The organism is Terriglobales bacterium (genome assembly GCA_035624475.1).
In the GTDB taxonomy this organism is placed as follows: domain Bacteria; phylum Acidobacteriota; class Terriglobia; order Terriglobales; family Acidobacteriaceae; genus DASPRL01.
Genome location: DASPRL010000067.1, coordinates 1 through 4628 on the forward strand (window position 1 = coordinate 1; position 4628 = coordinate 4628).

At 66.5% G+C, this 4628-nt stretch carries 6 protein-coding genes and 1 tRNA gene; 4 read left to right on the forward strand and 3 right to left on the reverse strand.

Features of this window, described 5'->3' with window-relative positions; translation table 11 throughout:
- The first annotated feature begins 78 nt into the window (after positions 1–78).
- Together VEG08_02955 and VEG08_02960 are read left to right on the forward strand one after the other, a co-directional pair.
- Positions 79–1053: a phosphoesterase gene (locus VEG08_02955; protein ID HXZ26940.1), complete on the forward strand. Its 975-nt coding sequence runs from the start codon at positions 79–81 to the stop codon at positions 1051–1053.
- A 36-nt stretch (positions 1054–1089) separates the two neighbouring features.
- Positions 1090–1236, forward strand: a complete 147-nt coding sequence (locus VEG08_02960; GenBank protein ID HXZ26941.1) for a hypothetical protein — start codon at positions 1090–1092, stop codon at positions 1234–1236.
- Between the two features lie 18 nt (positions 1237–1254).
- Here VEG08_02960 and VEG08_02965 read toward each other — a convergent pair whose 3' ends face one another.
- A complete protein-coding gene (locus tag VEG08_02965) occupies positions 1255–1800 on the reverse strand; it encodes a PilZ domain-containing protein (GenBank protein HXZ26942.1) in 546 nt (181 codons plus the stop codon).
- Between the two features lie 213 nt (positions 1801–2013).
- Here VEG08_02965 and VEG08_02970 point away from each other — a divergent pair.
- A tRNA-Arg gene (locus VEG08_02970) sits at positions 2014–2090 on the forward strand.
- A 10-nt stretch (positions 2091–2100) separates the two neighbouring features.
- Here the strand turns inward: VEG08_02970 and VEG08_02975 are convergent.
- Entirely contained in the window at positions 2101–2328 is a 228-nt protein-coding gene (locus VEG08_02975; GenBank protein HXZ26943.1) for a hypothetical protein, read from the reverse strand.
- A 301-nt stretch (positions 2329–2629) separates the two neighbouring features.
- Between VEG08_02975 and VEG08_02980 the strand changes: the two genes are divergently transcribed.
- Positions 2630–3613, forward strand: coding sequence for a glycosyltransferase family 2 protein (locus tag VEG08_02980; protein ID HXZ26944.1), 984 nt, complete (start codon positions 2630–2632; stop codon positions 3611–3613).
- 423 nt (positions 3614–4036) lie between these two features.
- Here the strand turns inward: VEG08_02980 and VEG08_02985 are convergent.
- Positions 4037–4628, reverse strand: a 592-nt coding sequence (locus VEG08_02985; protein HXZ26945.1) for an NAD-dependent epimerase/dehydratase family protein, incomplete at its 5' end; no start/stop codon positions are given.

A 4628-nucleotide genomic window follows, 5' to 3' on the forward strand; every position in this document is an offset into this window, starting at 1 on the left:
CCGGCTCACTTGACAGAAGCGCGGGGGGATGTCATTTGTATCTACTTTTGTTTGGCGTTGCCGCGGGAAGGGGAAGAGGTGAGAGTCCGCGTCTTCTATCACGACAAGTGCTTCGACGGGGCGGCCTCGGCGGGGCTGTTCACCCGCTTCTACCGCGAGCGCATTCGCGACAACGCCGAGTTCCAGTTCACCGGGCTGGTGCACCGCGCCGGCGCCCTGTTCGACGAGAGCCAGTTCGACGGCGACGAGAACGCCATCGTGGACTTCAAATACTCCACCTCGCCCCGCATCACCTGGTGGTTCGACCACCACCAGAGCGCCTTCCTCACCCCTGCCGACGCCTCCCACTTCGAGCAGCAGCAGTCCAACACCAAGTTCTTCGATCCCGACTTCAAGTCCTGCACCAAGTTCATCGCCACCGTCGCGGAGCAGCGCTTCGGCTTCAATCCGCGCCCGGTGGCGGAATTGATCGAGTGGGCCGATATCATCGACGGCGCCCAGTACCAGGACGCCGCCACCGCCGTGGAAATGAAGCAGCCGGCGCCCCAGCTCACCCTGGCTATCGAGGCCACCAAGGACCCCGGCTTCGTTCCCCGGCTCATCCCCCTGCTGGTGAGCCGGCCGCTGGCCGCCATCGTGCAGGAGCCCTTCGTGGCCGGCCTGCTGCCGCCGCTGCTGGAGCGGCACCGCAACTCCATCGCGATCGTGCGCCAGCGCGCCGAGTGCAAGCAGGGCACCGTCTTCTTCGACGTCACCGACCAGGACCTGGAGGGCTACAACAAGTTCATCCCCTACTATTTGCATCCCGAGTGCACCTACAGCGTGGGATTGAGCAAGAGCAGCTTTCGGACTAAGGTGGCGGTGGGTTCCAATCCCTGGGCGCGGGCGGAGAAGCTGGTGAACCTGGCGCTGATCTGCGAGCGCTACGGCGGCGGCGGGCATGCGCGCGTGGGCGCCATCTCCTTTCCGGTGGACCAGGAAGAGCAGGCGCGGCAGGCAGCGCGGGAGATCGTGGCCGAGCTCCGGACCGGCGCCGGCGACCGCAGTTCGTAGCCGCCGGTCAGAGCCGGGGTCGGGCCTGGGTGGGGTATGCAACGAAAAGTGTTCTGGCTCCTCTTTCTAGGGTTGGGGCTGCTGGCCGACTTCACGCTGCCGCTGATGTGGGGCCTGCTGGCCACGGTTCCCATCGTTCTCCTGAGCTGGTGGGTCGCGTACCGCAGCGGATGGGTGGAATGAACCGCGGCGGGGAGCGGCTCAGTGAGCGAGCTGGGCCGCCTGCGCGCGCAGCCAGTCCTTGATGCGCGCGCGGCCTTCATCGGCGTAGTCGAAGCGCACTCCGATCATGTCGCCTTTGCGCCACCACACCACGGCGTGGATGCTGGTGGGCTGCTCGGAAGGCAGGACGAATTCCAGCTCCACCGGTTGCGAGATCTTCACCGCGCCCGCCAGTTGCAGGGACATGCCGCCGGCGGAGATCTCGCGGGTGGTTCCGGTGGCGGTGGCGCCTTCGGGGGTACGCACCGTCACCGCCGCGACGATGGGGACGCGGCGGTCGCGGCGCAGCTTGTGGACCTCGGCGATGTCGCCGGCGTGCAGTTCGCCGTCGGGGCGGGCGCGGGTGCGCAGCGTGGGAGGCGGAACCCCCGGCTCCTGGCCTTCGGGCGACGGCGCCGCGCGCGCGCCCAGCCGCAACATCACGTAGACCAGGCCTCCGCAGGCGGCCACTCCGGCCGCCACCAGGGCCAGGTTCCATCCCATCGCGAGTTGTAGCACGAGCAGGGCGGCGCTTGCGGACCCCATTGCTGCTCTCCTAGGAGATTGAGGAATCTATAGCACAGAAAGTGGCCGCAAGTCGCGGCCGATTTCTGGCCGTGCGGTGCCGCCGGCGATGCCTCCGCCGGCGCGCGGCCAGCAGGAGTGCATTCGCTCCACGAGGCGGGCGCCGGCTGGTCCCGAAAGCGCGTTCCCGCCATGCCGGCAAACTGACGTGGGATAATGGGTTCACGTCGCATGGGCCCCGTAGCTCAGATGGATAGAGCAGCGGTTTCCTAAACCGCGGGTCGGCAGTTCGACTCTGCCCGGGGCCTCCAGCCTTCTCGTCTAGTGATGGCGATGGTGGTGGTCGTCGTCGCGGTCGCGGTGACGCCGTCCGCCGCCATGGCCATCGCGGTGGCCCGAGCCGCGACCCTCGTGCTGGTGCCGCGTGCGTCCGCAGCTATAACAGCCAGGAGAATGAGTGGAGGACGGAGAATAGCCGTTGTGGTAGCCGACGCATCCCAGCGAGGGAAGCAGGAGAGCCAGCAGCGAGCCCAGGAGCATGCGCTTCATGAGTCCTCCAGCCAGGGCCGGAAAGCTGGGGGAGAATCCCGAACTCCGGCCACAAGTGGAACGCTGGCTGCCGGGCTTCTTGCGGCAGCGAGGTGAGCCCCGCCCGCTGCCAGGGCCCCGGGGGTGTTACCTTGGTTTCTTCCCGCCGTGACCGGGTTGTGGTAGCGTGTTGGCCCCAGGGCTCGTGACCGGCGCGAGCTGCCCTATCCCCCGAAAACCGCGGTCTGCCTGGGCCGTCCAGACCGGCGTCCATCCCCGGATACGGGGGCCTGGGCGCGAAGACGAGGTATAATCTGCCATCGTGATCCGCTACTCCATCGTCGTCCCGTTTCACAACGAAGAGGAGAACGTCACCGTCCTCTATGACCGCCTCAAGGCGGTGATGGAGGCCACGGGCGAGACCTTCGAGATGGTCTTCGTGGACGACGGCTCGCGCGACGCCACTTTCCGCCTGCTGCAGGAGATCGCAGCGGTGGACAGCCGGGTGGTGGTGGTGAAGCTGCGCCGCAACTTCGGACAGACCTCGGCGCTGGCCGCCGGCTTCGACCACGCCCGCGGCGAGTACGTGCTGGCCATGGACGGCGACCTGCAGCACGAGCCCGAGGACATCCCCCTGTTCCTGGAGAAGCTGCACGAGGGCTACGACATCGTCAGCGGATGGCGCAAGCAGCGCATCGACAATCTGTGGTTGCGGCGCATCCCCTCGCGCGTGGCCAACTGGCTGATGGCCAAGCTGAGCGGGGTGGACATCCACGACTTCGGCACCACCTTCAAGGCCTATCGCCGGGAATTGATCCACCAGGTGCCGCTCTACGGCGAACTGCACCGCTTCATTCCCGCGCTGGCCTCCTGGCACGGCGCCACCATCTGCGAGATCCCGATCAAGAACGTGAACCGGGAGCGCGGCAACTCGCACTACGGTCTCTCGCGCACTTTTCGCGTCTTCTTCGACCTGATCACCATCCGCTTCCTGCTGCGCTACCTCTCGCGCCCGCTGCACTTCTTCGGGACGGTGGGCATGGCAGGCTTCGTGGGCGGGGGCCTGATCGGCGTGTGGCTGATGGTCCACAAGTTCCTCTACCACCAGCCGGTGATGGCCGACCACGGGCCGCTGATGTTGTTTGCCGCGGTGCTCATCCTGGGGGGCGCGCAGATGCTCGCCCTGGGCCTGCTGGGGGAGATGCAGGTGCGCCACTACCACGAGCCCTCGCGCCGCGCCCCCTACTCGGTGGAGCGCGTGCTGCGCCCCGCCGAGAGCCAGCAGAGCACCATCGCGGACCAGTAGAGACAGACAGCAGACCTCAGACGGCAGCAGGACCTTTCTAGCTGCGAACCGCTGCCTCCTGCCCTTAGCTACTGCCCGCCTTGTCCGCTGCTCTTAGCCCGTTAGGGCGATTGGCAATAGCCCAGGACGAAGTCCTGGGAAAAAGCGCAGGTCCAAGGCCAGTCCCGCGAGGGACGATTGAACGTCAACGCCAAGCGCGGGCTTTTCATCAGAGCGCAGCCTGGGAAGCAGAGAGGGCCAATCGTCCCTGTGGGACTTGTCCGCGCTATTGCCTCTTACCCAGCACTTCGTGCTGGGCTATTGTCAATCGCCCTGCGGGCTGGGTCCCGGACGGTTGCGAGGCAGGGGGCATCAATTGCGTGCATTTGGATAGGCACTGCGGATAACAGCGGTGCATTGAGGGTCTTGCTTGCGCGGCGGTTTCTACCTCCTGACCGCTGACTCCTGATCCCTGACCCCTGACTCCTTGTACCAGGCCACCGTCCGCCGCAGTCCTTCCTCAAAGTCCACCAAAGGCCTGTAGCCGAGATGCTCCTCCGCCAGGGCGATGTCGGCGAGGGAGTGCTGGATGTCCCCGGGGCGGGCCTCCGCGTAAATCGCCTCGCCCGTGAAGCCGGTGATCTTCTTCAGCAGGGCGAAGGTCTGGTTGAGGGTGAAGCGGCGGCCGGTGGCCACGTTGAAGGTGCGGCCGCAGGCCTGGCCGGCCGGGGCCTCGCAGGCGAGCAGGTTGGCCGAGACGCAGTTGTCGATGTAGGTGAAATCGCGGCTCTGCTCACCGTCGCCGTAGATGGTGGGGCGCTCGCCGCGCAACATCGCGGTGATGAACCTGGCCAGCACCGCCGAGTACTGCGAGTTGGCGTCCTGGCGCGGCCCGAAGATGTTGAAGTAGCGCAGGCTCACGGTCTCGAAGCCGTACACGCGGTGGAACGAGGTCATGTAAAGCTCGCCCGCCAGCTTGGCCACGGCGTAAGGAGAGATGGGGTTCGCGGGCATGTCCTCGCGCTTGGGCAGGGTA

Excerpts from the sequence above, each read along its gene's own strand:
- VEG08_02960 (HXZ26941.1), top strand. The coding sequence starts at position 1,090 with ATGCAACGAAAAGTGTTCTGGCTCCTCTTTCTAGGGTTGGGGCTGCTG.
- VEG08_02965 (HXZ26942.1), bottom strand. The coding sequence starts at position 1,800 with ATGGGGTCCGCAAGCGCCGCCCTGCTCGTGCTACAACTCGCGATGGGA.
- VEG08_02975 (HXZ26943.1), bottom strand. The coding sequence starts at position 2,328 with ATGAAGCGCATGCTCCTGGGCTCGCTGCTGGCTCTCCTGCTTCCCTCG.